The following is a 1,722-nucleotide window of genomic DNA, read 5'->3' on the forward strand; positions in this document are numbered from 1 at the left end:
GATGAAAATCAACAAATTAAAACAACTATTTGCAGAATTTGTAAGAAAGAAATTCCTACATTTCGTTTAAGAGCTCATTTGAAAATGGAGCATCCTAAGCGAAATAAATAAAATTATTCTAACTCAATTTCTTTTATTGACATAATAATTTTCTCTTACTATATTTTAATTAGTTCCATGGTAGAACTAGCGGTCAGTGCGAAGATTTGAATCATACCATATCTAATATCTTAATATTTACCTATGAGCATCAGGTTTATTGTTGCTACGGTACTGACAATTTAGCAAATACAATAAAACGAGTGCTCAAGGAGCAAATATTATGTCAAATCTTGATTTCTTCAAGAATGAAGCCAAAAAATTCCTAACAGATTGGAAGACTCAAACCCAATCAGATGAAAGTGATGGAATTATTATTTATCACTACGATTGGAAATTCTACGATGTAGATGATTTATTTTATTTCTTTGAATGGGATGATAAAGACAGACAGGAAATAAAACTAGCACGTGCACAACATATTATTGCAAAAATTGCCGGCTACCAAAATTGGAATGAATTGATAATTAGATCTGATGTTGAACTTGAACTAGCAGAGATTTTATTACGCCGCTTCAAGAATTCTGATGCAATTATTGATTGGATTCAAACAGTCGAGTGTACAGGAATTGGTCAATACGGAGTAGAAGCAGTTCTTGATTATGCAAAACAATACTTTGAACTTGGTGACAGTAAAAATATTGTCTATCTACCTTTGGATCAATTAACAATACTCTCTGGTAAGCAAAGACTTAATGAAATCAACAAGTTTGATGATGAACATAATCCAGATGGAAGTCTTAGAAAGAGTTCTTATGTATTCTGTCCTCATTGTCAAAAAGCATATAATTTTAATCAATCAAAAGTTATAAAGAAGAATGGCACAAATTTTACAATGGTTGTTTGTAAAAACTTTCCAGATTGCCGTGGTACTTACCTAGATAACAAAGTTCTTACCCCTACAATAATTTATGGAGATGCACGTATTCCAGAATTAGAAAAAGGAATTGCAAAGTTTCCGCACCTTTCAATGAATAAAAAAATTGAATGTATACATTGTGGTGATAAATATTTTTACAATGAAGCAAAAGTTGTGATTGATCCTGAGGATGGTGAAGCTTGGATTCATTGTAAGAATTATCCAGAATGTAGTGGTAATCCTATGGATTTTATGGATGCGGAATAAAAAGATGCGTTGTATGTATTTGCCATTCTTCCGTAAGATTAGGCAGATACATACTTGAGTATTGATTACTTTTATTGACTTATGCTGTTAGCTGAAATATCCTATAATTATGACACTCTTTTACAATGATAAAACTACGAAATTGAAAGATGCTCTTTTAGAAAATTCAAATAATGTGCCAATTTATGTTGCTACGGCTTTTTTCTCTAATACAGATATCTTAAAGCAATTTATGTATAAAAGGTGTAATATAAAATTGATTATTCGCCTAAACACTGGTACATCCGCAAAAGAACTTGAAAAACTTACTCCTTTTATGTACTCAGGACAAATTGAAATACGTTTCTTTACAGATGAGCATTTCCACCCCAAATTTTATATTTTTGGTGATAAAACAGCTTTTATAGGTTCTTCAAACCTAACAAACAATGGAATTGAAGAAAACCAGGAAATGAATATTCAAATAGATGATAAAGAAACAATCTTTCAATTAAAAA

Annotated in this window: 2 protein-coding genes; both read left to right on the plus strand. The window is 30.7% G+C overall.

Annotation, left to right across the window (positions count from 1 at the left end; genetic code table 11):
• Positions 1-322: 322 nt before the first annotated feature.
• Positions 323-1,225, plus strand: coding sequence for a hypothetical protein (locus tag MSI_RS13350; RefSeq protein ID WP_009108226.1), 903 nt, complete (start codon positions 323-325; stop codon positions 1,223-1,225).
• Positions 1,226-1,334: 109 nt separating this feature from the next.
• Positions 1,335-1,722 (plus strand): phospholipase D family protein (locus tag MSI_RS13355; RefSeq protein ID WP_039925081.1); only part of this gene is annotated, 388 nt, incomplete at its 3' end.

The organism is Treponema sp. JC4, assembly GCF_000260795.1.
In the GTDB taxonomy this organism is placed as follows: Bacteria; Spirochaetota; Spirochaetia; order Treponematales; family Treponemataceae; genus Treponema_D.